This is a genomic window from Sphingomonas sp., assembly GCA_019635535.1.
Classification (GTDB): domain Bacteria; phylum Pseudomonadota; class Alphaproteobacteria; order Sphingomonadales; family Sphingomonadaceae; genus Allosphingosinicella.
Genome location: JAHBZH010000001.1, coordinates 2660549 through 2686835 on the forward strand (window position 1 = coordinate 2660549; position 26287 = coordinate 2686835).

The 26287-nt window shown below is 68.8% G+C and carries 27 protein-coding genes; 15 read left to right on the forward strand and 12 right to left on the reverse strand.

Annotated features, from left to right (window positions below; genetic code table 11):
* Positions 1 to 53: 53 nt before the first annotated feature.
* Entirely contained in the window at positions 54 to 821 is a 768-nt protein-coding gene (locus tag KF780_13645) for a hypothetical protein (GenBank protein MBX3562843.1), read from the forward strand.
* On the opposite strand, the gene KF780_13650 is transcribed toward KF780_13645, so the two are convergent.
* Positions 822 to 1226, reverse strand: coding sequence for a dihydroneopterin aldolase (locus KF780_13650; GenBank protein MBX3562844.1), 405 nt, complete (start codon positions 1224 to 1226; stop codon positions 822 to 824). It lies immediately after the preceding gene.
* Positions 1223 to 2032: an SDR family oxidoreductase gene (locus tag KF780_13655; GenBank protein MBX3562845.1), complete on the reverse strand. Its 810-nt coding sequence runs from the start codon at positions 2030 to 2032 to the stop codon at positions 1223 to 1225. The genes KF780_13650 and KF780_13655 overlap by 4 nt, the downstream gene beginning before the upstream one ends.
* Positions 2033 to 2092: 60 nt before the next feature.
* Here KF780_13655 and KF780_13660 point away from each other — a divergent pair, with 60 nt between their 5' ends.
* From KF780_13660 to KF780_13670, 3 genes are read left to right on the forward strand one after another with little or no spacing between them, the layout of a single operon-like run.
* Positions 2093 to 2650, forward strand: coding sequence for a DUF1285 domain-containing protein (locus tag KF780_13660; GenBank protein MBX3562846.1), 558 nt, complete (start codon positions 2093 to 2095; stop codon positions 2648 to 2650).
* On the forward strand, positions 2647 to 3240 hold the full coding sequence (locus KF780_13665) for a CoA pyrophosphatase (protein MBX3562847.1): 594 nt from the start codon (positions 2647 to 2649) through the stop codon (positions 3238 to 3240). The genes KF780_13660 and KF780_13665 overlap by 4 nt, the downstream gene beginning before the upstream one ends.
* Positions 3237 to 4436 carry a CCA tRNA nucleotidyltransferase gene (locus tag KF780_13670; protein MBX3562848.1) on the forward strand — a complete coding sequence of 400 codons (1200 nt, stop codon included), beginning with the start codon at positions 3237 to 3239 and terminating at the stop codon, positions 4434 to 4436. Before KF780_13665 ends, KF780_13670 begins: the two co-directional genes overlap by 4 nt.
* Here the strand turns inward: KF780_13670 and KF780_13675 are convergent.
* Together KF780_13675 and parC are read right to left on the reverse strand one after the other, a co-directional pair.
* Positions 4412 to 6190 (reverse strand): bifunctional diguanylate cyclase/phosphodiesterase, encoded by a 1779-nt coding sequence (locus KF780_13675; GenBank protein ID MBX3562849.1) that lies wholly within the window; start codon positions 6188 to 6190, stop codon positions 4412 to 4414. The genes KF780_13670 and KF780_13675 overlap by 25 nt on opposite strands.
* Before the next feature lie 62 nt (positions 6191 to 6252).
* Positions 6253 to 8502 (reverse strand): DNA topoisomerase IV subunit A, encoded by a 2250-nt coding sequence (gene parC / locus KF780_13680; GenBank protein MBX3562850.1) that lies wholly within the window; start codon positions 8500 to 8502, stop codon positions 6253 to 6255.
* Between the two features lie 190 nt (positions 8503 to 8692).
* On the opposite strand from parC, the gene KF780_13685 reads away from it, so the two are divergent.
* On the forward strand, positions 8693 to 9604 hold the full coding sequence (locus tag KF780_13685) for a hypothetical protein (protein ID MBX3562851.1): 912 nt from the start codon (positions 8693 to 8695) through the stop codon (positions 9602 to 9604).
* A gap of 97 nt (positions 9605 to 9701) precedes the next feature.
* Here KF780_13685 and KF780_13690 read toward each other — a convergent pair whose 3' ends face one another.
* The gene (locus tag KF780_13690) at positions 9702 to 10121 is read right to left on the reverse strand and encodes an Lrp/AsnC family transcriptional regulator (protein MBX3562852.1); all 420 of its coding nucleotides are present in this window, start codon (positions 10119 to 10121) and stop codon (positions 9702 to 9704) included.
* A gap of 108 nt (positions 10122 to 10229) precedes the next feature.
* Here KF780_13690 and KF780_13695 point away from each other — a divergent pair, with 108 nt between their 5' ends.
* From KF780_13695 to KF780_13710, 4 genes are all read left to right on the forward strand, one after another.
* Entirely contained in the window at positions 10230 to 10598 is a 369-nt protein-coding gene (locus KF780_13695) for a RidA family protein (GenBank protein MBX3562853.1), read from the forward strand.
* A 69-nt stretch (positions 10599 to 10667) separates the two neighbouring features.
* Positions 10668 to 11084 (forward strand): hypothetical protein, encoded by a 417-nt coding sequence (locus KF780_13700; protein ID MBX3562854.1) that lies wholly within the window; start codon positions 10668 to 10670, stop codon positions 11082 to 11084.
* A gap of 282 nt (positions 11085 to 11366) precedes the next feature.
* Positions 11367 to 11939, forward strand: coding sequence for a TMEM165/GDT1 family protein (locus KF780_13705; GenBank protein MBX3562855.1), 573 nt, complete (start codon positions 11367 to 11369; stop codon positions 11937 to 11939).
* A 160-nt stretch (positions 11940 to 12099) separates the two neighbouring features.
* Positions 12100 to 13803 carry an SLC13 family permease gene (locus KF780_13710; GenBank protein ID MBX3562856.1) on the forward strand — a complete coding sequence of 568 codons (1704 nt, stop codon included), beginning with the start codon at positions 12100 to 12102 and terminating at the stop codon, positions 13801 to 13803.
* Between the two features lie 9 nt (positions 13804 to 13812).
* On the opposite strand, the gene KF780_13715 is transcribed toward KF780_13710, so the two are convergent.
* Complete coding sequence (locus KF780_13715; GenBank protein MBX3562857.1) at positions 13813 to 14721, reverse strand: LysR family transcriptional regulator; 909 nt, start codon at positions 14719 to 14721, stop codon at positions 13813 to 13815.
* A gap of 119 nt (positions 14722 to 14840) precedes the next feature.
* Between KF780_13715 and KF780_13720 the strand changes: the two genes are divergently transcribed.
* From KF780_13720 to KF780_13735, 4 genes are all read left to right on the forward strand, one after another.
* A complete protein-coding gene (locus KF780_13720) occupies positions 14841 to 15038 on the forward strand; it encodes a hypothetical protein (protein ID MBX3562858.1) in 198 nt (65 codons plus the stop codon).
* Between the two features lie 193 nt (positions 15039 to 15231).
* Positions 15232 to 16143, forward strand: a complete 912-nt coding sequence (locus KF780_13725) for an alpha/beta hydrolase (protein ID MBX3562859.1) — start codon at positions 15232 to 15234, stop codon at positions 16141 to 16143.
* Positions 16140 to 17363: a kynureninase gene (gene kynU / locus KF780_13730; GenBank protein MBX3562860.1), complete on the forward strand. Its 1224-nt coding sequence runs from the start codon at positions 16140 to 16142 to the stop codon at positions 17361 to 17363. The genes KF780_13725 and kynU overlap by 4 nt, the downstream gene beginning before the upstream one ends.
* Positions 17364 to 17459: 96 nt before the next feature.
* Positions 17460 to 18239, forward strand: a complete 780-nt coding sequence (locus KF780_13735; protein MBX3562861.1) for a phosphoribosylaminoimidazolesuccinocarboxamide synthase — start codon at positions 17460 to 17462, stop codon at positions 18237 to 18239.
* A 103-nt stretch (positions 18240 to 18342) separates the two neighbouring features.
* On the opposite strand, the gene KF780_13740 is transcribed toward KF780_13735, so the two are convergent.
* Both KF780_13740 and KF780_13745 read right to left on the reverse strand, forming a co-directional pair.
* A complete protein-coding gene (locus KF780_13740; protein MBX3562862.1) occupies positions 18343 to 19482 on the reverse strand; it encodes a M23 family metallopeptidase in 1140 nt (379 codons plus the stop codon).
* 128 nt (positions 19483 to 19610) lie between these two features.
* Complete coding sequence (locus tag KF780_13745) at positions 19611 to 20414, reverse strand: ferritin-like domain-containing protein (GenBank protein MBX3562863.1); 804 nt, start codon at positions 20412 to 20414, stop codon at positions 19611 to 19613.
* A 42-nt stretch (positions 20415 to 20456) separates the two neighbouring features.
* On the opposite strand from KF780_13745, the gene purT reads away from it, so the two are divergent.
* Positions 20457 to 21626 carry a formate-dependent phosphoribosylglycinamide formyltransferase gene (gene purT / locus KF780_13750; protein MBX3562864.1) on the forward strand — a complete coding sequence of 390 codons (1170 nt, stop codon included), beginning with the start codon at positions 20457 to 20459 and terminating at the stop codon, positions 21624 to 21626.
* On the opposite strand, the gene KF780_13755 is transcribed toward purT, so the two are convergent.
* From KF780_13755 to KF780_13765, 3 genes are all read right to left on the reverse strand, one after another.
* Positions 21617 to 22018: a hypothetical protein gene (locus KF780_13755; protein MBX3562865.1), complete on the reverse strand. Its 402-nt coding sequence runs from the start codon at positions 22016 to 22018 to the stop codon at positions 21617 to 21619. The two genes, purT and KF780_13755, sit on opposite strands and share 10 nt — an antisense overlap.
* A 95-nt stretch (positions 22019 to 22113) precedes the next feature.
* Entirely contained in the window at positions 22114 to 22578 is a 465-nt protein-coding gene (locus KF780_13760) for a peroxiredoxin (protein ID MBX3562866.1), read from the reverse strand.
* The gene (locus KF780_13765) at positions 22568 to 25285 is read right to left on the reverse strand and encodes a bifunctional [glutamine synthetase] adenylyltransferase/[glutamine synthetase]-adenylyl-L-tyrosine phosphorylase (GenBank protein MBX3562867.1); all 2718 of its coding nucleotides are present in this window, start codon (positions 25283 to 25285) and stop codon (positions 22568 to 22570) included. The genes KF780_13760 and KF780_13765 overlap by 11 nt, the downstream gene beginning before the upstream one ends.
* 107 nt (positions 25286 to 25392) lie before the next feature.
* On the opposite strand from KF780_13765, the gene KF780_13770 reads away from it, so the two are divergent.
* A complete protein-coding gene (locus KF780_13770; GenBank protein ID MBX3562868.1) occupies positions 25393 to 25542 on the forward strand; it encodes a hypothetical protein in 150 nt (49 codons plus the stop codon).
* A 15-nt stretch (positions 25543 to 25557) separates the two neighbouring features.
* On the opposite strand, the gene KF780_13775 is transcribed toward KF780_13770, so the two are convergent.
* Positions 25558 to 26211, reverse strand: a complete 654-nt coding sequence (locus KF780_13775) for a sigma-70 family RNA polymerase sigma factor (protein ID MBX3562869.1) — start codon at positions 26209 to 26211, stop codon at positions 25558 to 25560.
* Positions 26212 to 26287 lie beyond the last annotated feature (76 nt).

Sequence of the window (26287 nt, forward strand, 5' to 3'; positions counted from 1 at the left end):
TCGCCGCCGCAGCGATTTGCGTTGTCCATCAACCCGTTGAGTCCCAGAGCCTTATGCCGGATTCTTCGGAAGCGTTCAGCTATGCCGACCTCGCCGATCTCGCCCTGGCCGCACCGATCGCGGCGCATGTCCGGGTCGATCGCGCGCGCGCGCTTGCCGCCCGCGACGCACCAAATGTCCCGTCCGGATACAGGCGATTCCTGATCGAAGGGCGGGTCGCGGCGTTGATTCGCGGTCCCGCCGAACTCGCGCAACAGGTCCGCTTTCTCGCCGATCTGCCGGACCAGAACGGCCGCGCGGCGCGGATTCGCCGGAACACCGAATATCTGCTGCTCGCGGCGCCGGTGAGCGGCCGGCCGGGCGAATTGCGGCTGATCGCGCCCGATTCGCTGATCGCCTTCGATCCCGCGGCCGCCGCGCGGCTGCGCGCCATCCTGCGCGAATCGCTGGCCCCGGACGCGCCGCCGCGAATCACCGGCATCGGCCGCGCCTTCAACGTGCCGGGCTCGCTGCCCGGCGAGAGCGAGACGCAGATTTTCCTGCAGACCGGCGACGGCCGGCCGATCTCGCTCAGCGTGCTGCGCCGGCCGGGCGAACGGCCGCACTGGTCGGTGGCTTTGTCCGAGATCGTCGACGAAGCCGCGGCGCCGCCGGAGCCCGACACCCTGCTCTGGTATCGGCTCGCCTGCACGCTGCCGGCACAGCTGCCCGCGCAAAGCCTGCAGGAAGCGAACGACCCCGAGCGCCGCGCGATCGGCGCCGACTATCGCCTCGTCAAGGAGCGGCTCGGCCCCTGCGTCCGCAACCGCCGGCCGAGATAGCTAGAAGGACGCGATCTCCACCCCCACGCCCGCGCAATCGGGGTAGATGTCGGGCTTGCGGGTGGAGATGCGCAGCGCCGTGACGCCCCGCCGCGCCGCGACCAGATCGTAGATCTCGCGCGCCAGCGTCTCCTGGAGATTGAAGCGCCGCCCCGCGACCAGCCGGCCGATCTCGGAGCGCAGGAAATCATAGTCCCAGGCATGCGACACCGAATCGGTCGAAGCGAAGGCGCGCTCATCGACCCAGACCTCGACCGTCACCAGCAAGCGCTGCGGATTGCCGACCTCGAATTCATGGAAGCCGATGTCGAGCTTCAGCTCATAATCCTCGAGCACGATCTTGCGCGCCTTCGGCTGGAGCCGGTCCGGCACCAGGCCGTCGAGCGTGGCGAGATTCTGTGTCATTTCGGCTCCATGAATTGGCCGTCGCCGGAAGGCGACAGAAATTGGCCGTCGCCGGAGGGCGACAGAAATTGAACGTCGCGCGGCAGCGACAGAAAGCGCTGGCCCCCGTCCAGCACGATCGTCTGGCCGGTATAGGTCGGCGTCGCGACGATGAAGCGCAACGCGGCGACGATCTCCGCCACGTCCACGCCGCGTCCCAATGCGTTGAGATCGTGGACCTGCGCGAAATTGTCGCGGCTCTGCGGGCCCGACACCATCGTGACCGACGGCGCGATGCCGCACACCCGGATCGCCGGCGCAAACGCCCGCGCGCAAAGCTCGGTGAGGCCGGCGAGGCCCATCTTCGAGACGGTGTAGCTGAAGAAGTCCGGATTGGGCTGGGCAAGCTTGGCATCGAGCAGATTGACGATCAGCCCCGGCCCCTCCCCCACCCGCGCCGCGAAAGCGCGCGAGAGCAAGGCGGGCGCGCGCAGATTGATGTCGAGATGGGCGTCCCAGCCCTCGACCGTGAAATCGCCGACCGAATCGAGCGCGAAGCGCGAGGCGCTGTTCACCAGCAGCCGCGCCGGCGGCAGCCCGTCCAGCGCGGCCATGATCGCGTCGGCGGCGCCCGGATCGGCCAGTTCGGCCTGGACGGTGGAGCCGCCAATCTCGGCGGCCAGCGCCTCGGCCTCCGCGCGCGACCGGTTGCAGTGGACAAGCACGTGCCAGCCGTCGGCGGCAAGCGCGCGGGCCAGTGCGGCGCCGATCCGCTTCGCGCCGCCGGTCACGATCGCCGTGCGCGGGCCTTCGAATTCCTGCGTCATCGCCTCCGCGATTAGCGGCGCGCTTGGCGCAAGGCCAGCGCGAGGTTAGGGCGTGTAGCCATGCCGGAATCCTTTCCCCTGCCCGACGACCTTGCCGGCCTCGGCCTCGCCGAGATCGCGCGGCTGGCGGAGGAGCGGAAGCTGCCGCCGGTCGAGAAATGGAATCCCCAGCATTGCGGCCACAGCCAGATGCGGATCGCGCGCGACGGCACCTGGCATCACGAAGGCAGCCCGATCGGCCGGCCGGCGATGGTGCGGCTCTTCTCGACCATCCTGCGGCGCGAGCCGGACGGGCGCCATGTGCTGGTCACCCCGGTCGAGAAGCTCGATATCGACGTCGAGGACGCGCCCTTCGTCGCGGTCGAGCTGAAGAGCGAGGGCAAGGGCGAAAGCCGCCGCCTCGCTTTCCGCCTCAACACCGGCGATCCGGTCGTGGCGGGGCCGGAACACCCGCTGCGGCTGGGCGCGCGACCCTATCTGGCGGTGCGCGGCGGGATGGAGGCGCTGATCGCCCGTCCGGTCTATTACGAGCTGGCCGAGCTGGCGCTGGCCGAAGGCGCGCAGCCGTCCGGCCTGTGGAGCGGCGGCGCCTTCTTCCCGCTGGAGGGCGGCGCATGACTCTCGCCGATACCCTGCGTGCGGCGCTGGAGGCCGGACGGCGGCGCACTCCCGAGCTGATCGCCGGCGACATATTGGAAACCGAGGAAGGGGGAATCACCCCGGCGGCGGTGCTGGTCGGCGTGGTCGATCGGCCGGACCCGTCCGTGATCCTGACCTTGCGCCCCGACACGATGCGCCGCCATGCCGGCCAGGTCAGCTTCCCCGGCGGCCGGATCGATCCCGACGATGCCGACGCCATCGCCGCCGCCCTGCGCGAAGCCGAGGAGGAGATCGGCCTGCCGCCCGCCGCGGTCGAGGTGATCGGCACCGCCGATCCCTATCGCACCGTGACCGGATTCGAGGTGATCCCGGTGGTCGGCATCGTGCCGCCGGGCCTGACGCTCACGCCCCATCCCGGCGAGGTCGCGGCAGTGTTCGAAGCGCCGCTTCACTTTCTGCTCGATCCCGCCCACCAGCATGTCCGCTCCGCGATGTGGCGCGGCGCCGAACGGACCTATTACGAGATCGAATGGGAGGACCGCCGCATCTGGGGGGCGACCGCGGCGATGATCGTCAACCTGTCGCGCCGGCTGGAGCTGGCGACATGAGCGCCACTCTCCCCGGCGCGCCATGGCGGGAGCGGCCCGGGCTCGACAAGCTGCTTGATGCGCTCGAGGCCCCCGGCGGCGCGACCCGCTTCGTCGGCGGCTGCGTGCGCGACACCCTGCTCGGGCTGGAGGTCAGCGATGTCGATCTCGCCACCCGGCTGGCACCTGATGAAGTGGTGAAACGGCTTGAGAAAGCCAGGATCAAGGCGGTGCCGACCGGCATCGCGCACGGCACGATCACGGCGGTCATCCAGGGCTGGCCGGTCGAGGTGACGACCCTGCGCCGCGACGTTTCGACCGACGGGCGGCGCGCCACCATCGCCTATACCGACGACTGGCGCGAGGATGCCGCCCGGCGCGATTTCACCATCAACGCGCTCAGCGCCGATCCGGCGAGCGGCGAAATCTTCGACCATTTCGGCGGGCTCGCCGACCTGGCAGCCCGCCGGGTGCGCTTCATCGGCGATCCGCTGACCCGGATCGCCGAGGATCACCTGCGCATCCTGCGCTTCTTCCGCTTCCACGCCCGCTTCGGCGCGGGCGATCCGGACCCGGCCGGGCTGGAGGCCTGCGCCGTGCGCGCCAACGACCTGATGGCGCTGTCCCGCGAGCGCATCGCCGACGAATTGCTGAAGCTGCTCGCTCTGCCCGACCCGGCGCCGACCGCCGCGCTGATGATCGAACGCGGCATCCTCAAGCCGGTGTTGCCGGAGATCGCGAGCGCGGACCGGCTGGCGGCGCTGGTCGCGGCGGAGCGGACGGCCGGCATCGCGCCGCAGCCCGTGCGCCGGCTCGCCGCCTTGCTTCCCGCCGATCCGGACAGCGCGGCAAGCGTGGCCGCGCGGCTGCGCCTGTCGAAGCGCGCGGCGGCCCGGCTCGTTGCGGCAATCGGCCCGGCCGACCGCCCCGGCGACATCCTGGCCTATGAGATCGGCGCGGCCGAAGCGGTCGACCGCCTGCTCCTCGCCGGCAAGCTGGAGACGGATTTGGCCGCGCTGGAAAGCCGCCCGCGGCCAGAGCTCGGCATAAGCGGCGGCGATCTCATCGCGATGGGCCTGCCCGCGGGCCCGATCGTCGCGAAGACGCTGCAGACGATCGAACGGGAGTGGGCGCGGAACGGGTTCGACAGCGACAGCGAAGCGATCCGCGCATTGGCGCGGCGCCATGTCGATCAGGCGCTGCGGTCGAGCCAGTAGGCCAGCGCCTGGTCCGCCGGCATCGCGCCGGAGAAATGGAAGCCCTGGCCGTAGGTGCAGCCCAGCTCGCCGAGCGAGGTCGCCAGCGCCTCGTTCTCGATGCCCTCGGCGGTCGTGTCCATGCCGAGCGCGGCGGCGAGCGAGAGGATGGCGCGCACGATCGCGCGGGAGTCGCTGTCGGCGAGCATCCCGCCGACGAAGCTCTGGTCGATCTTCAGGATATCGATCGGCAGCTTCTGCAGCGAAGCGAGCGAGGTGAAGCCGGTACCGAAATCGTCCATCGCGATGCGGACGTCGAACCGCTTCAGCGCGCTCAGCGCCTTGGCCACCCGGTCCGGATCGTGGATGATCGCGCTTTCGGTGAGCTCGATGGTCAGCCGATCGCCGCCGATGCCGGCGGCGGCGAGCGCGCCGGCGACCGCGCCGGCAATGTCGTCGCGGCTGATCTGGATGAGCGAAACGTTGACGTTGATGTTGATCGGCAGGCGGGTGCCGGTCTGCCGGTCCCAGTCGGCGAGGGTGCGCGTCGCTTCCTCAAGCGCCCAGCGGCCGAGCTGGACGATCAGGCCCGATTCCTCCGCCACCGGGATGAACTCGGCGGGCGAGATCACCTGGCCCTCATGCTCCCAGCGCGCCAGCGCCTCGAAGCCGGCGACCCGGCCGGTCTCGAGCTCGACGAGCGGCTGATAGGCGAGAGTCAGGGCTTCCGCCTCGATCGCCACGCGCAGCTCGGTCTCCAGGCTGAACTGGCGACGCACCGCCTGCGCCTCGATCGGCTCGTAAATCTGGGTGGTGCCCGATTTCTTGGCGCGCTTCAGCGCGAACTGGGCGTTGCGCAGCACCTCGTCGGCGCTGGCCACGCTCTTGGTCAGGATCGCGCAACCGATCGCGCAATCGACCCGAATCTCCAGCTCGGACAGGCGGAACGGCAGGGTCAGCACCGTCTTGATGCGCTCGGCGGCGCGCAGCGCGTCGGCCATGCCCCGATTGAGCCGCATCAGGATGCCGAATTCGTCGCCCGAGGTGCGCGCCAGCATGTCGCTGGGGCGCAGCGCCGAAACCAGGCGGCGCGCGAAGGTGATGAGCAGTTCGTCGCCCGCCATCGCGCCCATGCACTCATTGACCCGGCTGAAGCGGGTCATGTCGACCGCGAGCACCGCATAGCTGCCGTCCGCGAAAGCGGGATCGGCCAGCACATTGTCCACCTTCTCGTTGAAGGCGAGCCGGTTGGGCAAGCCGGTCAGCGTATCGCGCAGCATTTCGGAGCGCAGGCTCTTCTCGGTCTCGACCTGCGCGGTCTTGTCGATCAGCGACACCAGGAGGCGCTTGGGCTGGCCCGAAACCTTCTTGAGCCGGGCGAAGCGCACCGTGAAATGCCGCCCGCCGATGCTGCGCCCGTCCGTCGTCTCGAACTGGTGGGCCATCTCGCCGCCCTTGATGAAGCCGGTGAGCCGGGTCCCGATCGGGCCTTCGCGCAGGATCGGCACGCGCTCGATCTGGCGATCGCCCATCCGCTCGTCCCATTCGACGACGAGACGGAAGAGATCGTTGGCACATTCGATATAGGCGCCGTCTTCGGCCATGGTGATCATCGCCGCGGCGATCGGCAGCGCATCGAGATAGGCCTGGCGGACATGATCGAGGACGACGCCGACCTGCGCGCCGGTAACCGCCGCCGCGGCAGCATTCGCGTCCGCCAAGGGCGCAGGCACTGCCACCGGTTTCCCCGCCGGACGCTTCGCTGCGGTCGTCATGCGCACAGGCGATAGTGAAACAAGGTTAACGCTTCGTTGAACGAAGATTGCGAATCCTGCGATCAGAAACGGTTATCGCGCGGAAAGCCGCCCGGCGGCATCCGGCCCGCCGCGCCGCGCGCCGTGCGCCAGGCGCCGATCTCGGTTTCGGTCCGCATCCGGCCGCTCTCGCCGCCCATGGCCCAGGACAACCCTTCGGCGATTGGAAAGGTGGTGGCGTCCGAAAGGCCGCCGTCGCGATAGCGCTGGAGCTGCACGCCCTGCCCGCGTCCCATTTCGGGCAGCTCCGCCAGCGGATAGACCACCATCTTGCGGTTCTCGCCGACCACCGCGACATAATCGTGGCCCGCCGGGATCGGCCGCACGATGCGCAGCCTCGCGCCGGCGCGCAGGTTCACCACCTGCTTGCCCTTGCGCGTCTCCGCCACCGCGCCCGCCGCCGCCGTCAGGAAGCCGCGCCCGTCCGAGGAGGCGAGCAGCAATTTCTCCGCCCGCGCCGCCGGGAAGAGCGCGACGATGTTCCCCTCGCCCTCGATGTCGACCATCAGCTTCACCGGCTCGCCGAAGCCGCGTCCGCCCGGCAATCTGTCGGCGGCGAGCGTGTAGAAGCGCCCGTCCGAGGCGGCGAGCAGCAATTTGTCAGTGGTCTGGGCGTGGAACAGGAAGGCGAGCGCGTCTCCTTCCTTGAACTTCAGCGCGTCGGCGTTGGTGACCTCGACATGGCCCTTCATCGCCCGGATCCAGCCGCGCTTCGACAGGATCACCGTGATCGGCTCGCGCTCGATCATCGCCTCCAGCGGAATCTCCCGCGCCGGCGCGGCCTCTTCGATCAGGGTGCGACGGCGGCCGATCTCCGTCTCGGGACCGTAGCGTTTGCGGAGGTCCGCGAGGTCCTTCTTGAGCCGCTTCTTCTGGAGCTTCGGTTCATCGACCAGCTTCTGCAGGTCCTCGCGCTCGGCGATCAGCGTGTCGCGTTCCTTGCGAAGCTGCATTTCCTCCAGCTTGCGCAAGGAGCGCAACCGCATGTTGAGGATCGCCTCGGCCTGCCGGTCGGTGAGCTGGAATTCGGCGATCATCACCGGCTTGGGCTCGTCCTCGGTGCGGATGATCTCGATCACCCGATCGAGGTTGAGGAAGGCGATGATATAGCCTTCGACCAGCTCCAGCCGGTCGTCGATCCTGCCAATCCGGTGCAGCGCCCGGTTGACCAGCATCTCGATCTGGAACGCGACCCACTGGCCGAGCACCGCGCGAAGGCTCATGACGCGCGGCGTGCGCTGCGCGTCGAGCACGTTGAGGTTGAGCGAGACGCGCACTTCCAGGTCGGTCAGCCGGAACAGGCTGTCCATCAGCACGTCCGGCTCGACGGTCCGCGCGCGCGGCTCCAGCACGATGCGGATCCGGGTGTCGGATTCGTCGCGCACGTCGGCGAGGATCGGCAGCTTCTTCTCGGAGATGAGCGCGGCGATCTGCTCGATCAGCTTGCCCTTGGGCACCTGATAGGGGATTTCGCTGACGACCGCCGCCCAGCTTCCCTGCGGCCCCTTCTCGATCTCCCATTTCGCCCGCACCCGGAAGGCGCCGCGCCCCGTCGCATAGGCCAAAGCGATGATCTCGGGGGCGTCCACCACCCGGCCGCCGGTCGGGAAATCCGGGCCGGTCACATAGGCCATCAGCTCCGCATTGTCGGCGCCGGGCGCGTCGATCAGGTGGGTCGCGGCATCGATCAGCTCGGCGACATTGTGCGGCGGGATGGAGGTCGCCATGCCGACCGCGATGCCGCTCGCGCCGTTGGCGAGCAGGTTGGGGAACAGGCCCGGAAAGACCTCCGGCTCCTCCTCCTCGCCATTGTAGGTGGGGCGGAAGGCGACGGTGCCTTCGTCCAGCCCGGCCATCAGCTCGCCCGCCGCCGCGGTCAGCCGTGCCTCGGTGTAGCGCATCGCCGCGGCGTTATCGCCGTCGACATTGCCGAAATTGCCCTGCCCGTCGACCAGCGGGTAGCGCAGCGAGAAATCCTGCGCGAGGCGGACCATCGCGTCATAGACGGACTGGTCGCCATGCGGATGATATTTGCCGATCACGTCGCCGACGACGCGCGCGCACTTCTTGTAACCGGCGGCCGGATCGAGCTTCAGCAGCCGCATCGCCCAGAGCAGCCGCCGATGCACCGGCTTCAGCCCGTCGCGCAGGTCCGGCAGCGAGCGCGCCGTGATCGTCGACAGCGCATAGACCAGATAACGCGACGACAGCTCTTTTTCGAAAGGCGCATCGTCGAAAGGCTGGGCGACGACGGCGTCGAATTCATCACTCATGAGAGGCGCGATAGCAAAGCGGAATTGGCGAGGCGAGCCTTCTCATCGCCGCCGTCCACAGCTTTGCACGAGAGACGCCGAACCGGCCCGGAATTTATTTGTCTACTGCATCGGTAGAAATATCTTGCATTCTCTACCGATCAGATAGACTATCCGGCTCAAACGAAACCAACAAAGAGAGGAGAGTGCCATGAGACGTGCGTTGCCCTTCCTTGTTCTGCTTCTCGCCACCACCGCCTGCGGTGTCGCCGAACCGGATTCCCGGTCCGGCATCGAGCCGCCCAACCGGACGGCCGCCGGCGGCGCTCCCGATGCCCAGGATGCGGCCTTCACCGGCGGCGAGGCCAGCCGCGAGGCCGGCCCCGATATCGGCACCGCCGCCGCGCCGGACGTCGCCTTCAGCTATCGCTACGGCTTCCGCCTGAGCGCCGACCGGATCGCCGCGGTGCAGGGCCAGCACCAGGAGATCTGCGAACGGCTCACCCTCGCCCGCTGCCGGATCACCGGCATGAGCTACCGCGCCGACAACGAACGTGACGTGGAGGCGATGCTCGCCTTCGCCGTCGATCCGGCCGCGGCCGGCGCGTTCAGCCGCGAGGCGGTCCAGCGCGTCACCGCGGCCGACGGCGCGATCGCCGAGAGCCGGATCACCGGCGAGGATGCCGGCACGCCGCTGCGCGCCAGCCAGCGCGGCCGCGCCGAGCTCGAGGCCGATCTCGCCCGGATCGAGACCCGCCTGCGCGGTCTCGATCCGATGGCGGCGGAGAAGGGCGGGCTGGAGGCGCAGGCCGCCCGGCTCCGCGCCGAAATCCGCGCGCTGCGCGAAGCGGGCGATGCGCAACAGGCCGCGCTCGCCACCACGCCGGTCCTGTTCCGCTATGGCGCGGGCCGCTACGCGCCGGGGCCGGCGCCGACCCCGACCCTCGCCGAGACCGCGCGCGACAGCGGCGAGACGGCGCTGGCCGGCCTGCTCCTGCTGCTGCGCCTGATCATCATCGCCGCGCCCTGGGCGCTGGCCGGCCTCGCCGGCTGGTGGATCGTCCGCCGCCTGCGCCGTCACCTGCCGCCGCTGACCAACCGGCCGGAAACCGACGCCGCCTGATCGCGCGCCGCGCCCCGGCCGGGGCGCGGCAGGGGGCGGGCGCCGGCCGCGTCCGAACCTCGCCGGGCATGACGGCCCGGCGCCCGCCCCGCCCTTCTCAGCCTTTATCGCGCTTGAGGATCGGGGCGGTGCGCGCGCGCGTCACGCCGGGCAGGACCGAAAGCCGGTCGCGCGCTTCGTTGAGCGCGCCGCTGTCCGGCGCCGCGATCTCGACCAGCAAGTCCACCTCGCCGGCCAGCGAATAGCAGCGCAGCACCGCCGGATCGGCCACGACCAGCGCGACCGTATCCGGCAAGGGCGTGCCGGCCAGTTCGAGGCTCACCACCGCGCCCGCGCCCCCGGCGCGGTCGGGCGCGAACTCGGCGCGATAGCCGGTGATGATGCCGTCCGCCTCCAGCCGGGCGATCCGCGCCGCGACCGAGCTGCGCGCCAGCCCGACCGCCCCGGCTATGGTCTTCAGCGGCGCCCGCGCATCGGCGCGCAGCAGCTCAAGGATTTGCCGGTCGATCGCGTCCATGCCGGTCAGCCCGCCGGCAAAAGGACGGCCGGGCCGCCATTCGGGCGGCGGACATCCGGCCCCGTTCCGCGATAGACGGGCGCATTCCCGACCGGAGATTCACACCTCATGCGCAAGAGACCCATCGATCCGACGCCCGCTTCCTATGCCCAGGCGATGGAGGTGACCGACGCCCGCCGCCTGCTCTTCGTCAGCGGCCAGGTGCCGGCCGACGAGGACAACCATGTCCCCGAACATTTCGCCGATCAAGCGCGGCTCGCCTGGTCCAACCTCTTCGCCCGGCTCGAAGCCGCCGATATGTCGCCGGACGATCTGGTCAAGGTCACCATCTTCCTCTCCGACCGCCGCCACCGCGAGGAGAATGCGGCGGTGCGCCGCGAGATGCTGGGCGAGCATTCCCCCGCGCTTACCATCATCATCGCCGGTATCTGGGACGAACAATGGCTGCTGGAGATCGAGGCGATCGCCGCCGCCTGATCGTCCTTAAGTTCGAACACCCGTGTCCAACATATTGCGGACGATCGTCAATAGCGTCATCAGATGTCAATGAGTGAAAAGCGCGAGCTTACAGAATCCGAACGACGACAGGCTGGCTGTGGATGCTTTCTCCTTGTCATTCTCTTTTTTATTGCCTGCTTTTACTCACTTGGCGACGCCATGTGCGAAACAACGACTTACGCCGAAAGCCGCTCGCCGTCGGGCGCTATGGACGCGCGGGTGCAGATGACGGATTGTGGAGCGACCACAGGTTTCTCACGGGTCGTCTGGGTGCAATCTACTTGGCTACCTCGTGATCGAGCGCTTTCGTGTCGCGCGGTCGCGCTGAAAGGTCAGCCATCCGTCGATTTGGATTGGAGGACAGACGCCCTCGTCGTCACCACCAATGCTTCGCAAAGCGATGTCATCGCCGCCGCCGACAGCTGCTATGGCTGGCCAGTCGCATTGAGGCATGCTCCACGCTGATGGCAACGTCCGGCAGCTACCCATAGCGACATTCAAACTGAGACACGACCGCCGGCTGGGATGGCTTGCACCGGCGGACTCGACCGGCTAGGCATCCGCCCAGTCACTTGGGGAGTAGCCGCCGCGCCGAGGCGCGGAACCCCGCGTCAACATGCTCGGCCGAGAGGCCGTGGCGCGGAGTGATCGGGATGCCGATCGGGCGAGACCAATGGCGTCGCACCCCGTCTTGCCGGGCGGGGCGTGCGATGTCGTTGGATCACGCCGCCCGGCCGGAGTTCGCCCTTGGAAGCCTTCCTCGCCTCCACCTTCGTCGTCGCGCTCGCCGAAATGGGCGACAAGACCCAACTCCTCGCCATCGTGCTCGCCGCGCGCTTCCGCAAGCCCGTGCCGATCATCCTCGGCATCCTCGCCGCGACACTCGCCAACCACGCCATCGCCGCCTTCCTCGGCGCGCAGGCCGCCGCCTTCCTGTCCGGCGACTGGTTCCGCTACCTCGTCGCCGCCTCGTTCATCGCCATGGGCCTGTGGACGCTGATCCCCGACAAGCTGGACGAGGAGGAGGCCAGGCCCTCCCGCTACGGCGCCTTCCTCACCACGCTCGTCTGCTTCTTCCTGGTCGAGATCGGCGACAAGACCCAGGTCGCGACGATCGCGCTCGCCGCGCGCTACGAAGCGGTGATCGCGGTCACGGCCGGCACCACGCTCGGCATGATGCTCGCCAACGTCCCGGCCGTCTTCCTCGGCGACGCGCTGCTGAAGAAGGTGCCGATCCGGCTGGTCCACGCCGTCGCCGCCGCGATCTTCATCGCGATCGGCAGCCTGATGCTGGCGGGGCTGATCTTCGGCTGGGGCTGAGGCGGGGCCGGTGACATCCGTGCTTGCGGATCGTCCCGAACCCCGCCAGACCGAAACCGGATGACGGGGGCATAACTCTTTGACAAACAACGCGCTCGATGCGCTGACGACATTCGTCGATTCCTATCGCGCCGAGCTGGGGTTGCTCATTCTGGTGGGCATGTTCGCCGCCTTCGTGCGCGAGCGTTACCCGGCGACGGTCGTCGCGGTGCTCGGCGTGTGCGCGTTCCTCGCCACCGGGCTGCTGGACAGCGGCGCGCTGCTCCAAGCCTTCGCCAATCCGGCGCCGCTGACGATCGGGGCGATGTTCATCCTCTCCGCCGCCTTGATGCGGACGGGGACGCTCGATCTGATCGGCAGCTGGATTGTGGCGCGCGCCAAGGCCCATCCGATCCGCGCGACGATCGAGCTGATCCTCGGCACCTTCGCGGCCGCGGCCTTCATCAACAACACGCCGGTCGTGCTGATCATGATCCCGATCGTCCTGCGCCTCGCCGCCGCGATCAGCGTGTCGGCGAAGAAGCTGCTGATCCCGCTCTCCTATCTCGCCATGCTGAGCGGTACGCTCACCCTGGTCGGCACATCGACCAACCTGCTGGTGGACGGCGTCGCGCGCGATCAGGGGCTGGCGCCGTTCGGCATTTTCGAGATCACGCCGATCGGCATCCTCGTCGCGCTGGCCGGGACGATCGCGCTGCTGGTGCTCGCGCCCTTCCTCCTGCCCGACGGCGACACCGATCCCTATCACAGCCCCGAGGACGAACCCTTTCTGAGCGAGATCCGGATCGGCAAGGACAGCCCGTTCATCGACAAGGCCATCGCCGATGTGGGCGAACTGAAGCGCCTGCGCATCATCGGGCTGAACCGGGGCGGGCAGCGCGTCGACATGCCGGACCGGCCGCTCGCCGCCGGCGATCGCCTGATCGTGCGCGTGACCCTCGCGGAGCTGATGACGCTCCACCAGCACAAGGACATGGAGGTCGGCATCTCGATGCGGGGCAGCCCGCCGGAGACGGCCGATACGGTGGTGGAGGCGACGATCAGCCCCAGCCATCCCAGCCTCGGCCGCCTGATCCGGGAAATCCCCTTCCTCAACGCCAATCCCGTCCGCCTGCTCGGCATCACCCGCCACGGCCATCTGCCGGGCCCGAGCCTGGCCGAAGTCCGCATCCGGGCGGCGGATACCGTGCTGGTGGCGGGATCGCGCGCCGCCATCCATGCGCTGCACGAAAATCCGAACCTGATCGGAGTGGAGGAGACGGAGACCCAGGCCTTTCGCCCCGCCAAGGCGCCGATCGCGATCGCGGCGCTGGCGGGCGCCGTCCTGCTCTCCGCGCTCGGCATCGTGCCGATCATGATTTCCAGCCTGATGGCGATGGGCGTGGTGCTGGCGACACGCTGCATCGACGCGGACGAGGCCTGGGCCTCGCTCAACGGCGACGTGCTGGTGCTGATCTACGCGATGCTGGCGGTCGGCGCGGCATTGCAGAATGCGGGCAGCGTCTCGCTGGTCGTCGATGCGATCACGCCCTGGATGGTGGGATTGAGCCCGATCGCCCTGCTGTTCGTCGTCTATGCCTGTTCGAGCGCCTTGACCGAGGCGATCAGCAACAATGCCGTCGCCGTGATCATGACGCCGATCGCCATCGCGCTTGCGTCCAGCCTGGGCGTCGATCCGCGCCCGCTGGTGATCGCCGTCATGTTCGCCGCCTCGGCCAGCTTCGCGACGCCGATCAGCTACCAGACCAACACGATGGTCTATGCGGCCGGCAATTACCGCTTCATCGATTTCGTAAAGATCGGCCTGCCGATGAACCTCGTCGTCGGCACGACCACCTGCGTGGCCCTGACCTACGTCTATTGAGTCCGGATCCTAATTCTCGGCCAGCGCCTCGAGATCGCGCTTCACCTCGGCCAGCAACCAATCGCGGAAACGCCTGATCTTGGGCACGCTGCGGCGGTGCTCGGGATAGACCAGCCAATAGCCCCAGCCGCGCGTGGAGAGCTGCGCGAAGGGACGCACCAGCCGTCCTTCGGCGAGGTCGTTGCGCCAGAAGAAGGGCGTGAGCATCGCCATGCCCTGTCCCGCCATCGCGGCATGGCCTTCATTGGCCTGATAGCCGAGCCGGATGCCGCGCCGGGGCAGGCTTTCCGGGACAGCAACGCCCGCCTCGCGCAGCCAGACCTCCCACCAGGGGTCGTCGTCGCCGATCCGGGTGAGGCCCAGGATATCCTCCGGCCGGAGCGCATCGCCACCGTGCCGGACCAGGAAATCCGGGCTGCACATCGGGGTGAAATTGACCCGGAACAGAAGCTCGGCGGCGAGGCCGGGCCATTCGCCCATGCCGGTGCGGATGCCGACATCGACCTCGCTCGCGGCGAAATCGGCGAGCCGGTCGTCGGCCAGCACGCGCGCCGCCATTTCCGGATGGGCCATCTGGAAAACGCCCACTCGCCAGGCCAGCCAGGTGTTGGCGAAAGTGTAGGAGGTGGTGATGGTGAGCGTCGCCTCGTCCTCCGCGCGCAGCGCCGCGAAGGCGGCGTCGAGCGTGTCGAAGGCCCGGCCCGCCGCCGCCGCCAGCCGCCGCCCCGCATCGGTCAGCGCGACGCGCCGTTTCTCGCGCGCGAAGAGGGGCAGGCCGACCCGCTCTTCCAACAAGCGTATTTGATAACTGACAGCCGCCTGGGTCATCCCCAGCTCGCCCGCTGCCTTGGTGAAATTCTCGTGACGCGCCGCAGCTTCGAAGACACGTACGGCGGCGAGGGGCGGAAGGCGGCGCATGCTGTTTTGATATAAGCACAGCTTATTATCCGCGTCGAGCCTTTCGTTGGACCGCCGACCCGCTCCGGGCCATATCGGGCGGCATGAAGACGGAACCCGACAGGACAGAGGAGGCGATCATGCGCGACGAACTCGACGCCCGGATGTGGAACGACAATCATCAGCAGTTTTCGGTCGCGATGGACGGCGCGATCGGCGCCATCGGCGGCGCGCTGCGCTTCGGCGCCTCGCGGGCCGCCAGCCTGCCCGGCCAGATCATCTCGCTGATCGCCGCGTTCGGCATCACGGCCCTCTCGCTGGGCGGCACCATCGCCTGACAATCGACGGAAAGGAGATCGACATGACCTTTCTCATCCATGCCGTGGCGGCGCTGCGTCATGGCCTCGCCAATCTCGAAGCGGGGTTCGACCGGCTCGTATGCATCCAGTTCCGCGCGCCCTGGCGCACGCCGCAAAGCTGCGGGCGCTGATCCGCTTTGCCTGACCGGCGCGGCGGTCTATTCCCTCGGGAATGAGGCCGCGCCGGAAATTGCTTGCCCTTGCCCTGCTCCTGTCGCTAGCCGCTGGCGCGGTGGCAGAGGGCAGCGGGACAGGTGTGGCAAGCGGGGCGGACGGCCTGATGGTCTGGCCGGACCTGCTCGAACGCCCCCGGCCCGCGGCCGACCGCTTTATCGCCTATGGCGATGACGCCCTCCAGGTCGTCGATCTGTGGCTCCCCGAAGGCCCCGGCCCCCATCCCACCGTGCTGATGGTGCACGGCGGCTGCTGGCAGACCGAAATCGCCGACCGCCGGATCATGAACTGGATCGCCGACGATCTGCGCCGGCGCGGCATCGCGGTCTGGAACATCGACTATCGCGGCGTGGACCGGGACGGCGGCGGCTACCCCGGCACCTTCCTCGACGCCGCCGCCGCCGCCGACGCCTTGCGCGACCATGCCGCGACTTACCATCTCGACATTTCCCGCCTCGTCGCCATCGGCCACAGCGCCGGCGGTCATCTCGCGCTCTGGCTCGCCGCGCGGCCCCGGCTGCCCGAAGGCTCGCCGCTGCGCAGCGTCGATCCGCTGCCGATCCACGCCGTCGTAAGCCTGGGCGGGCTGCCCGATCTGGAGGAAGCGGCACGCCCGCCCGGCAGCGGCTGCGGCACCGAGGTGATCGCGCGGATCAGCGGCGGCCGCTTCGCCGAAACCTCCGTCCCCCGCCTCGCCCCGCTCGGCATTCCCCAGGTGCTGGTCAACGGCCTGCAGGACCGGATCATCCCGGCCGCCTATGCCGAGGGCTATGCCCGGCCGGCCCGCGCCGCCGGCGATGCCATAGAGGTTCGCATGATCGACCGCACCGGCCATGTCGAGCTGATCGCCCCCGAAAGCGCCGCCTGGACCGTGGCCGTCGAAGAGATCGAAAGGCTGCTGCGGCCATGAGCTTCACCCTCGCCGAGGCGCGCGCCGCCGATGCCGCCGACCCGCTGCGCGCCTGGCGCGACCGCTTCGATCTGCCCGAAGACGTCATCTATCTCGACGGCAATTCGCTCGGCCCCCTGCCCCGCGCCACCGCCGCCCGCCAGCAGGAGCTGGTGACGAAGGAATGGGGCGAAGGGCTGATCCGGAGCTGGAACAGCCATGACTGGATCGGCGCGCCGCAGCGGATCGGGACGAAGATCGCGCCGCTGATCGGGGCGAAGCCGCACGAGGTGATCGTCGCCGATTCGACCTCGGTGAACATCTTCAAGCTGCTCGTCGCCGCCGCGCGCCTCTCAAATCGCCGCACCATCCTCTCCGAAAGCGGCAATTTCCATACGGACCTGCATATCGCCGCCGGCATGGCGGCGCTGACCGGCATGACCCTCGACATCGCTCCGCGCGGCGAGATCGAGCGGCGGATCGGCGCCGACACCAATCTCCTGCTGCTCACCCATGTCCATTACAAGACGGCCGAGCGCTTCGACATGGCGGCGCTCACCGCCCGCGCCCGCGATACCGGCGCCCGTGTCGTCTGGGACCTGAGCCACAGTGCCGGCGCGGTGCCGGTCCATCTGAACGACAGCGGCGCGGAGCTGGCCGTCGGCTGCGGCTACAAATATCTGAACGGCGGCCCCGGCGCGCCGGCCTTCCTCTATGTCGCCGAGCATCTGCAGGACCAGCTCGCCACTCCGCTGACCGGTTGGATGGGCCATGCCCGGCCCTTCGCCTTCACCGACGATTACCAGCCGGCGGCGGGCATTTCCCGCTTCCTTGCCGGCACGCCGCCGATCCTGGGCATCGCCGCGCTGGAGAGCGGGCTCGCCACGTTCGACGGGCTGACGATGGAGCGGGTCTGGTCCAAGTCCCGCGCTTTGTTCGACGTCTTCCACGCGCTGATGGAGCAACGCTGCCCGGAGCTCGCCTGCATCACTCCGCGTGGCGAGGAGCAGCGGGGCAGCCACATCTCCTTCGCCCATCCCCACGCCTTCGAAATCTGCCAGGCGCTGATCGCCGGCGGCGTGATCGGCGATTTCCGCGCGCCCGACGTGCTGCGCTTCGGCCTCACCCCGCTCTATCTCGGTTTCGAGGACATCTGGGAGGGTGTGGAGAAACTGGCGCGGATCATGGAAATCGAGAGCTGGCGGGCACCGGAATATGCGGTGCGCGGCAAGGTGACGTAAGGCAAGTTTGCCCTTCGCCAAGTGCTCCTATATAGGCGCCGTCTTTCCACGGCCCGGCAACGGGCTCCCCCACGCGCAGCCGGAGGCCCTCGCCCCATGTCCCGCCGCCGCCAGATCTACGAAGGCAAGGCCAAGATCCTCTATGAGGGTCCGGAGCCGGGCACGCTGATCCAGTATTTCAAGGACGACGCGACCGCCTTCAACGCGCAGAAGAAGGGGCAGATCGCCGGCAAGGGCGTGCTCAACAACCGCATCTCCGAGCATATCTTCACGCTGCTCGGCACGATCGGCGTGCCGACTCACTTCATCCGCCGGCTCAACATGCGCGAGCAGCTCATCCGTCAGGTCGAGATCGTGCCGATCGAGGTGGTGGTGCGCAATGTCGCCGCCGGCTCGCTGTCGACGCGGCTCGGCATTGAGGAAGGCACCCAGCTCCCGCGCACGATCATCGAATATTATTACAAGGACGATGCGCTCGGCGATCCCCTGGTCGCCGACGAGCATATCGCCTGCTTCGGCTGGGCCAGCCAGGAAGAGATGAACGACATCGCCGACATGGCGATCCGCGTGAACGACTTCCTGTGCGGCCTGTTCGCGGCGATCGGCATCCGGCTGGTGGATTTCAAACTGGAATTCGGCCGGCTCTGGGAAAACGATTTCGCCCGCGTCATCCTGGCCGACGAGATCAGCCCGGACGGCTGCCGGCTGTGGGACATGGCTTCGGGCGAGAAGCTCGACAAGGACCGGTTCCGCCGCGACCTGGGCGGCGAGGCGGAGGCCTATCAGGAAGTCGCCCGGCGCCTCGGCCTGATGCCGGAAGGCGAGGCCAGCGCGGTCCTGGACCTCGCCGAGCACCGCCAGAAGCGGGGCAAGTAGGCACGCGGCCTTCCCGTCTTTGGGCAGGAAACGAAAAAGGCCCCGTCCTACTGCGAGAACGGGGCCCTTCTTTCAGGCTCTCCCTAGCCCTGTTTCGTGACGCTCAGCGCGATCCGCCGACCGGGCCGCCGATCGCCATCGCCGGCACGGGGCGCTCGCGATCGACCCGCTCCTGCAACGCGAGCAGCGTCTCGTTGGACTGCATGAAGGGGATCGGATTGACGGCGCGGCCGTCGATGCGGACTTCGTAGTGGAGGTGGCTGCCGGTCGAGCGGCCCGTCGAGCCCATCAGGCCGATCAGATCGCCGCGCCGGACGCGCTGGCCCGGCTGGGCGATCAGGCGCGACAGGTGGCCGTAGCGGGTCTGGATGCCCTGGCCGTGATTGATCTCGACCAGATTGCCGTAGCCGCCGCGATTATATTCGGAACGCTGAACGATGCCGTCGGCGGTGGCGTAGATCGGCGTGCCGACCGGGCCGGCGAGATCGATGCCGCCATGCATGGCGGCGCGGCCGCGAAAGGGATCGGAGCGGACGCCGAAAGCACTGGTGAAGCGGATCGAATCACGCACCGGACGGGCGGAGGGAATGGCGACCACGCCCTGCTCGAGCTGCTCCAGCCGGCGCCAGCTCGTGAACAGCTCGCGGAACTGCGGATCGGCGCTGTCGACCTCCTCGAGCGGGCCGCCGACGCCGCCGCGAGCGCGGTGGAAACGGGCCGGATTGAGGCCCAGCTCGCGCACCGCCTGGGCGGTCTCGCGATAGCGGGCCTGATTGGCGTGCTTGGCCTGCTCGGCCAGCTCATGCTGCCGGCCCTCAATGCCGGCATAGGCTTCGGCCAGCGGATTGTCCGGGGTCTCGCCGGTTTCCGGCAGCAGCGTCGCGAGCGTATCGGCATCGGCCTCGCCCGACAGCATCTGCGCGAGGAAGGCCTGACGGCGCTCCAGCAGGGCCGCATGATCCTGGGTCCGGGCGCGCATCTCGGCGAGGTCGGCCTCCATCTGCGCGACCTGGCTCTGCATCCGCGCCACGTCGCCGTTCATCGCGGCGATCGCCTGGAAGGTCGCGAAAGCGGACCAGGCCAAAACGACAATGGCGGCGAAAGCCGCCGCCATCTGCACCCGCGCGCCGATCGTGAAACGGCGCAGGCTCTTGCCATCGTGAAGGAAAATGTCACGCGGCTTGAAGATGTCACGGAACCTCGCGGCGATCCCAGCGTTGGCCGTGACAGTCGAATTCGTCATCATCTTCCCCGGTCGGCCCGTCCACCCGGGCCGGCTCGGCCACGCTCGGCGACCGCGTTGAAATCATGGGCAACCGCCCCGCTACAGACGCCGGAAGGTGCCCACCCCAAGCGTGTGGCCGGAGAATGTTAATGAAAGTCGGAGGCGGCAAGCCCGTGATGGTAATCGCGGGACAAACCGGCTTCGTCGCGCGCTGAGTCGTTGAACGGCGGCTTAACGGCGCCCCGAAAATGTCGCCGAACCAATTCATGCCAGTGCGGAACCGGCACGAATCCCGCAGATTCGCAGCCATATGAGAACCAGCGCGTGCCCGCCGCGACGTGGCGGATTTCGTCGCGATAGATGCGGGTCAGGATCGCGGCGGAGCGGTTGTCCCCCGCTCGCTCGAAGCTGGCCACCGTGGCGGGCGTCACGTCCAGCCCCCGCGCCTCCAGCACCATCGGCACGACGGCGAGCCGGGCGAGGAGATCGTGCGCGGTTTCGGTCGCCGCCTCCCACAACCCGTCATGCGCCGGCAGCGCGCCGTAATGCGACCCCAGCGCCCGCAGCCGCCGGTCGAGCAGGGCGAAGTGCATCGCCTCGTCCGCGCCCACCCCGATCCAGTCGTCGACGAAGGCGAGCGGCAGGCCGGCGCCGAACCGCCCGGCCATGTCGAAGGCAAGGTCGATCGCGCCGAACTCGATATGGGCGAGCGCATGGAGCAGCGCGATCCGGCTGCGCACCGATCCCGCCTTGCCGCGCTTCGGCATCCGGTTGGGCGGCAGCAATTCGGGGCAAGCGGGCCGCGCCGGCCGATCGGGCATCGCCGCGTCGAAGCGGTGCGCCAGATCGCCGCGCCGCCACGCGCGCGCCGCCGCCCGCGCCGCCTTCACCTTCGCGGCCGGCGCCGCCGCCAGCAGCACATCCCGGCAGGCCTCGGCGATGCTCGTCATGCCTCTTCCCTCGTCACGCCGGGCGCTGTACCCGGCTCGGCCATGACTTTCACCGCCAAAATCCTCCTGCTGGGCTCGGGCGAGCTGGGCCGCGAGTTCGTCATCTCCGCCAAGCGGCTCGGGGCGCAGGTCGTCGCCTGCGATTCCTATGCGGGGGCGCCCGCCATGCAGGTCGCCGACGCCTGCGAGGTCTTCTCCATGCTCGACGCGGCGGCGCTGCGCGCGGCGGTCGAGACGCATCGGCCGGACTATATCGTGCCGGAGATCGAGGCGATCCGCACCGAGGAGCTGGTCGCGCTGGAGGCGGAGGGCTGGCATGTCGTGCCTTCGGCGCGCGCCACCCAGATGACGATGAACCGCGACGCGATCCGCGCGCTCGCCGCCGAGACTCTGGGCCTGCGCACCTCGCGCTACCGCTTCGCCGAGAGCCTGGACGAAGTGCGTGCCGGGGCGGATCACACCGGCCTGCCCTGCGTCATCAAGCCGGTCATGTCCTCGTCCGGCAAGGGCCAGTCCACGGTGCGCGACGCGGCGGAGCTGGAAGCGGCGTGGGGCTATGCCGTCGCCAACATGCGCGGCGACCGGCCCCGGGTGATCGTCGAGGAGTTCGTCGATTTCGATTACGAGATCACCCTGCTGACCGTCCGTACCCGCGACGGCGTGCTGTTCTGCCCGCCGATCGGCCATCGGCAGGAACGCGGCGACTATCAGGAAAGCTGGCAGCCGATGGCGATGTCCGATGCCGCGCTGGCCCAAGCGCAGGAGATGGCGCGCAAGGTGGTCGACGATCTCGGCGGCCACGGCATTTTCGGTGTCGAATTCTTCGTGAAGGGCGAAGAGGCGATCTTCTCGGAGCTGTCGCCCCGTCCGCACGACACCGGCATGGTTACGCTGATCTCGCAAAATCTGAGCGAATTCGATCTCCACGCCCGCGCGATCCTGGGCCTGCCGATCCCGGCAATCCGGCTCCACGGCGCCTCCGCCTCGGCGGTGATCCTGGCCGATCGAAACGCCGACGGCTTCACTTATGAAGGGCTGGCGAACGCCCTGGCGCCGGGCGGGGCCGACGCAGTGGACGTCCGCATTTTCGGCAAGCCGGTCACGCGGCCGTATCGGCGCATGGGCGTGGCGCTGGCGCGGTCGAGCGATACGCAAGCCGCGCGGCGAGCGGCCGCCGAAGCGGCCGCGCAGGTGCGCATCGTCTATTCCTGATCGTCGTCGGCAACCGCATCTTCGACCAAAAGCGGCTCGGCGGGCGCGGGCTTGCGCGCATCCGCATCGGCCTTGGCGAAAGCGTCGTCGATCGCCGTGCGCGCGGCACGCTGCGCCTCGGCCAGTTCTTCGCGGCTGCCGAAATAGGGAACGTGCGCGGAATAGCCGCCGTCTTCATCGCACGCCTCGCCACACGCCACGGTCCGGGCCATTTCGCCGGCATCCCATCCGTAGAGCTCGCCATAGCTCGGCGTCTGGCGTGCCAGGGTGGCCGGATAAGGGGCCTCGGGCGCAACCCTCGGGCGCGGCGCGGCTGGCGTCGCGTAATAAGCCGGATTGATCCCTTCGACGGCGGCATTGCCGAGATTGACGCCGGCCAGCACGGCCAGCAACAGGCCGCCGCCGACACCGGCCAGGACATAGGGACGCGTCATCCATGCGACAACGGGCCGGCGACCGCGGCGTTCCCGGACGCGGCGGGGGGTGCTCACGGCAGCTCCCTCGCGGCCTCCAGCACCGTCTCGGCATGGCCGGGCACCTTCACCTTGCGCCAGATGCGCGCGATCGTCCCGTCGCGGTCGATCAGGAAGGTCGCCCGGTCGATCCCCATATATTTGCGGCCGTAGAGGCTTTTTTCGACCCAGGTGCCGAACGCCTCGCAGGCGGTGCCGTCCTCGTCGCTGGCGAGGCGGACCTTGAGGCCGTGCTTGTCGGTGAACTTGCGGTGCTTGGCCGGGCTGTCCTTCGAAACGCCGAGAATCCACGTCCCCTGCTTTTCGAATTCTCCGGCAAGCGCGCTGAAATCCAATGCTTCGCGGGTGCAGCCCGTCGTATCGTCTTTCGGATAGAAATAGAGGATCAGCTTGTGCCCCCTGAAATCGGCCGGGCTCACCGTTTCGCCAGCCATGCCGCCCAGCTTCACGTCCGGCACCAGATCGCCTTCACGCAACATGTTCAGCCTCCTCGCCGGCGACCGCGCGCCACAACGCGCCAATGGTCTGCCGTGCGCGATCGTGCGCGGCAAGCAGTTCCTGCCAGTTCTCCAGCCCGCACGCCCTCGCGACAAGCTGATGCGAGGCGGCGGCAGGCTCGGCGGAATCGGGCGCCACCAGCCGCAACACGACCAGCATCCGGGTGAGCAGCCGCCATGCATCGCTTATGCCCTCCGGCACGAGTCCGGCTGCGGCCAACGCGTCGATCGCCGCGCCCGCATCGGTGTGCAGCCCCTCCCCATGGACGAGCTGGAGCACCTGCATGGCGAATTCCAGATCGACAAGCCCGCCTTCCCCCAGCTTGATGTCGAACGGACCTCTGGGCTGCTTGTGCCGCGCGATCTCGATGCGCATCCGCACGGCAGCGGCGCGGACGGTGGCGGGATCGCGATCCATCCGCAGGATACCACCGATCGTGCGATCCAGCGCCTGGCAAGCGTCCACCGGGCCGTAAAGCGGCCGCGCCCGGGTCAACGCCATATGCTCGAAGGTCCAGGCTTTGTCGCGCTGATAGTCCCCGAAGCTCGCCGCCGAAATGGCGAGCAGGCCGTCCGCGCCAGAGGGGCGCAACCGGGTGTCGACATCGTAGAGCGGCCCGGCCGCGGTCGGCACGCTGAGTGCGGCGGTGACGCGCGGCGCGAGGCGGTTGAAATAATCGGTGGCGCGCAGCGGCCGGGGTCCATCCGATTCCGCTTCGTGGCTGCCGCTGAACAGGTAGATGAGATCGAGATCGGAGGCGTGGGTGAGCGCACCGCCGCCGAGCCGGCCGAGGCCGAGGATCATCAGCTCAGCGCCCGGCACGCGGCCATGCGTCTTTTCGAACTCCGCGATCGCGGCATCGGCGAGCACCCCGATCGCCGCCTCGGCAACTCGCGCATAACCGCGCGCCGCATCGATCGGATCGGTCCGCGCCAGCACGATCTGGGCACCGAGCGCGAAGCGTGCCTCGTTGACGCTGCGCCGGACGCGATCGAGGAAGAGCTGATAGTCCTCGTCCGCCCGGTCCGACCGGGCGAAACGCGCCGCCAGCGCGTCCACGCCCCTGGCCGGCGCGAAAGCGCTGGCGTCGATCAGCCCGTCGAGCAATTCGGGCCGCCGCGCCAGTTGGTCGGCGAGCGCCGGCGCGTGGCTCAAAATGGCGCCGAGATGCTGGGTGAGCCCGGGCCGCGCCTCCAGCAACCGATAGAGGTTGATTCCGCTGGGGAGCTTCTCCACCACATCGTCGAAGCGGTTCATCGCCCGCATCGGATCGGGTGCGTCGGCGAAGGCGTCGATCAGCACCGGCAGCATCGCCTCGAACGCCTCGACCGCCGCCGGCGTCCTGAGCGAGCGCGCCTTGCCGGAGCGCCAACCTTCGATCCGCGCCCGTGCCGCCCCGGCTTCTGCGAAACCCGCCTCGGCCAGGCTCGTCTCCAGCGAGTCCGGATCGGACGGCAGCCGGCGTTCGCCCGCGTCGCCGAGCGCGTCATAGGCGGCGCCGACCCGCTCGACATGGGGTGCGATCAGGTCGAGCAGCGCGGCGCCGTCGTCCAGACCGTGCAGCCGCGCGACATTGTCCAGCGCCTCGGCATCGCGAGGCAGGCTGTGCGTCTGGCGATCGTCGACCATCTGGAGGCGATGCTCGATCGTGCGCAGCAGCGGATAAGCCGCGGCGAGTGCCCCGGTTTCCGCCGCCTCGATCCGCCCGGCGGCCGCCAGCGCCGCCAACGCCGCCAGCGTGTCGGGCGTGCGCAAGCCCGGCTCGCGGCCGCCATGGATGAGCTGGTGGATCTGGACGAAGAACTCGATCTCTCGAATGCCGCCGCGTCCGCGCTTCAGATCGTAGCCCGGCCCGAATGTCTGCCCTTGCGCATAATGGTCGCGGATGCGCCGCGTCATCGCCTGAATCTCGCCGATCGCGCCGAAATCGAGGCTGCGGCGCCAGACGAAGGGATGGATCGCGTCGAGGAAATAGCGGCCCAGCACGGGATCGCCCGCGGCCTGGCGGGCGCGGATGAAGGCGGCGCGCTCCCAAGGGAGGGCCGAGGATTCGTAATAGCCGATCGCAGCATCCACCGGCAGCGCGATCGGCGTCACCTCGGGCGAGGGCCTGAGGCGCAGATCGACGCGGAAGGCATAACCGTCGCCGGTACGCTGCTGGACGATTTCGGTAAGCCGGTTGCCGATGCGGACCGCCGCCTGATCCGGCTCTTCGCGCGGCTTTCGCGGCAGGGTCGCGGGATCGTAGACATAGATGAGATCCACGTCCGACGAATAATTGAGCTCGCGGCCGCCCAGCTTGCCAAGGGCGATCACAGCGAAGCCGCTTGGGCTCCCGTCCGGCGTGCGCTCCGCAATCGCCGCAGCCATCGCCCGTTCCAGCGTCCGATCGGCAAGATCGGACAGCGCGCCCGTCACTTCGCCCAAAGTCAGCGCGCCGGCGAGATCGCCGATGGCCAGCGCCAGCGCCAGCGCGCCGCGTTCGTGTCGCAGCGCCGCCAAGACGTCGGCCCCCGCCGCCGCCCGGGCAAGATCGAGCGCGGCGGCGATATCGCCGGCCGCGAGCGCATCCGTTACCGCGGGATGGCGTTCGATCAGGAAGCGCAGGAAGGGCGAGTGAGCGCGTCCGCGCGCCAGCGCCGCACCGAAATCGGTCTTCCGCGGCTCATGTGCGCCTGTCGCTTTCATGCCACAGTCGGCGGCCGCGTGATGTTCACGCTCCGCAACCTTTGCAACCCGAGCCCGCAACATACGTTAGGGCCAGCGTGGAAAAGGTGAATGCGAAAGATCTGGCCATGAAGGGCGGTTCCCTCCGGCGCTTCGAGCGGGTGATCCCGCCGGCTGAACATGCCGGCCTGGGCGCCGCCTTGCGCCGCGCCTTTCACATGAACGGCGAAACGCGTTCGCTCAAGCAGTTTGAGGACTTGCTCGCCCGGCTCGATTGATCCGCGATCGACGGATCAATCCTTGGCGGCGGCTTCGCGATCGCGGCTGAGCTCGTCGACCGCGCCCATGATCGTCTGCAGCGCCGTCTTGCCGCTGACCGGAGCGTCCCGCCGCGACGGCAGATCGCTGCCGGCGAGCAGCGTCTCCAGCGCGACCCGACCGCGCGCCACGCGGCTTTTGATCGTGCCGACCGCGCAGCCGCAGATTTCGGCCGCTTCCTCATAGGCGAAGCCGCCCGCGCCGACCAGGATCAGCGCCTCGCGCTGAGGCTGAGGCAGGTGCATCAGCGCGCGCTGCATGTCGCCCAGTTCGATATGCCGGTCCTGGCTCGCCGGCGCGGCGAGCAGCTTGGACGCGGTGATTTCGTCCCATTCGCCCTTGAAGCGGGCGCGGCGCATCTGGCTCAGAAACAGGTTGCGCAGAATGATGAAGGTCCAGGCACGCATGTTGGTGCCCGCCTGGAAACGCTTGCGCGCCGCCCAGGCCTTGAGTAGCGTCTCCTGCACCAGATCATCGGCCAGGTCGCGGCTGCCCGACAGCGAACGGCCGAAGGCACGCAGATGCGGGATGACCTGAGTGAGCTGCTGCTTGAACTCAGAGTCGGTCAGCGGCACCGTCTCGGCGCCGCCCTTGCCGTCTCCGTAGCTTGCCGGCTTCACGCCCGCCATCAATCCGCCCTTATACCAACGCGACAAGGGGCCGTAGATGCAACCTGCGGCATCGACACCCCAAGGTCAGGATAGA

Bases quoted from the DNA above. Each gene is read 5' to 3' on its own strand.
- purT (MBX3562864.1), top strand. From the start codon at position 20,457: ATGACTTTCACCGCCAAAATCCTCCTGCTGGGCTCGGGCGAGCTGGGC.
- kynU (MBX3562860.1), top strand. From the start codon at position 16,140: ATGAGCTTCACCCTCGCCGAGGCGCGCGCCGCCGATGCCGCCGACCCG.
- KF780_13765 (MBX3562867.1), bottom strand. From the start codon at position 25,285: ATGAAAGCGACAGGCGCACATGAGCCGCGGAAGACCGATTTCGGTGCG.
- parC (MBX3562850.1), bottom strand. From the start codon at position 8,502: ATGAGTGATGAATTCGACGCCGTCGTCGCCCAGCCTTTCGACGATGCG.
- KF780_13725 (MBX3562859.1), top strand. From the start codon at position 15,232: ATGAGGCCGCGCCGGAAATTGCTTGCCCTTGCCCTGCTCCTGTCGCTA.
- KF780_13675 (MBX3562849.1), bottom strand. From the start codon at position 6,190: ATGACGACCGCAGCGAAGCGTCCGGCGGGGAAACCGGTGGCAGTGCCT.
- KF780_13695 (MBX3562853.1), top strand. From the start codon at position 10,230: ATGCGCAAGAGACCCATCGATCCGACGCCCGCTTCCTATGCCCAGGCG.
- KF780_13655 (MBX3562845.1), bottom strand. From the start codon at position 2,032: ATGACGCAGGAATTCGAAGGCCCGCGCACGGCGATCGTGACCGGCGGC.
- KF780_13760 (MBX3562866.1), bottom strand. From the start codon at position 22,578: ATGTTGCGTGAAGGCGATCTGGTGCCGGACGTGAAGCTGGGCGGCATG.
- KF780_13690 (MBX3562852.1), bottom strand. From the start codon at position 10,121: ATGGACGCGATCGACCGGCAAATCCTTGAGCTGCTGCGCGCCGATGCG.
- KF780_13650 (MBX3562844.1), bottom strand. From the start codon at position 1,226: ATGACACAGAATCTCGCCACGCTCGACGGCCTGGTGCCGGACCGGCTC.
- KF780_13685 (MBX3562851.1), top strand. From the start codon at position 8,693: ATGAGACGTGCGTTGCCCTTCCTTGTTCTGCTTCTCGCCACCACCGCC.
- KF780_13740 (MBX3562862.1), bottom strand. From the start codon at position 19,482: ATGACGAATTCGACTGTCACGGCCAACGCTGGGATCGCCGCGAGGTTC.
- KF780_13700 (MBX3562854.1), top strand. From the start codon at position 10,668: ATGAGTGAAAAGCGCGAGCTTACAGAATCCGAACGACGACAGGCTGGC.
- KF780_13735 (MBX3562861.1), top strand. From the start codon at position 17,460: ATGTCCCGCCGCCGCCAGATCTACGAAGGCAAGGCCAAGATCCTCTAT.
- KF780_13665 (MBX3562847.1), top strand. From the start codon at position 2,647: ATGACTCTCGCCGATACCCTGCGTGCGGCGCTGGAGGCCGGACGGCGG.
- KF780_13670 (MBX3562848.1), top strand. From the start codon at position 3,237: ATGAGCGCCACTCTCCCCGGCGCGCCATGGCGGGAGCGGCCCGGGCTC.
- KF780_13715 (MBX3562857.1), bottom strand. From the start codon at position 14,721: ATGCGCCGCCTTCCGCCCCTCGCCGCCGTACGTGTCTTCGAAGCTGCG.
- KF780_13720 (MBX3562858.1), top strand. From the start codon at position 14,841: ATGCGCGACGAACTCGACGCCCGGATGTGGAACGACAATCATCAGCAG.
- KF780_13775 (MBX3562869.1), bottom strand. From the start codon at position 26,211: ATGGCGGGCGTGAAGCCGGCAAGCTACGGAGACGGCAAGGGCGGCGCC.
- KF780_13645 (MBX3562843.1), top strand. From the start codon at position 54: ATGCCGGATTCTTCGGAAGCGTTCAGCTATGCCGACCTCGCCGATCTC.
- KF780_13710 (MBX3562856.1), top strand. From the start codon at position 12,100: ATGTTCGCCGCCTTCGTGCGCGAGCGTTACCCGGCGACGGTCGTCGCG.
- KF780_13745 (MBX3562863.1), bottom strand. From the start codon at position 20,414: ATGACGAGCATCGCCGAGGCCTGCCGGGATGTGCTGCTGGCGGCGGCG.
- KF780_13660 (MBX3562846.1), top strand. From the start codon at position 2,093: ATGCCGGAATCCTTTCCCCTGCCCGACGACCTTGCCGGCCTCGGCCTC.
- KF780_13770 (MBX3562868.1), top strand. From the start codon at position 25,393: ATGAAGGGCGGTTCCCTCCGGCGCTTCGAGCGGGTGATCCCGCCGGCT.